We start from the raw sequence: 336 nt of genomic DNA, 5'->3' as shown, positions 1-336 counted from the left end.
GCCAGCCAAGCCGACCATGCCGCCTGGGACCGGGCGCAACGCCCCAAGCCCTGTAAGCTGGCGTTGCATCGAGCCTTGGCCGCTCGCGTGGCAGAGAAGATCCAGCGGCAGTGGTCGCCTGAGCAGGTGGCCGGCTGGCTCAAACGCGCCTATCCCGATGATGCGAGCCGTCAGGTGTCCCACGAGACGATCTATCGCACGCTCTACATCCAATCGCGCGGAGCCTTGAAACAGGAACTGCTCGCGCATCTGAGGCGCACGCGGGCGATGCGGCGCTCGCGGCACCATACCCAGAAGACAGAGAACCACGGCCGGATTACCGACACCGTCTCGATC

The 336-nt window shown here is 65.5% G+C and carries 1 protein-coding gene; it reads left to right on the top strand.

Going from position 1 to position 336, the window contains the following annotated elements; translation table 11 throughout:
• On the top strand, nucleotides 1-336 hold a 336-nt coding region (locus QZH66_RS18905; RefSeq protein ID WP_305807305.1), incomplete at both ends, for a helix-turn-helix domain-containing protein.

The sequence above is a fragment of the Stenotrophomonas sp. YIM B06876 genome (genome assembly GCF_030711595.1).
Classification (GTDB): Bacteria; Pseudomonadota; Gammaproteobacteria; order Xanthomonadales; family Xanthomonadaceae; genus Stenotrophomonas.
The sequence above is the reverse complement of the archived record's forward strand: the minus strand, read 5'-3'. Positions and strand labels throughout refer to the sequence as shown.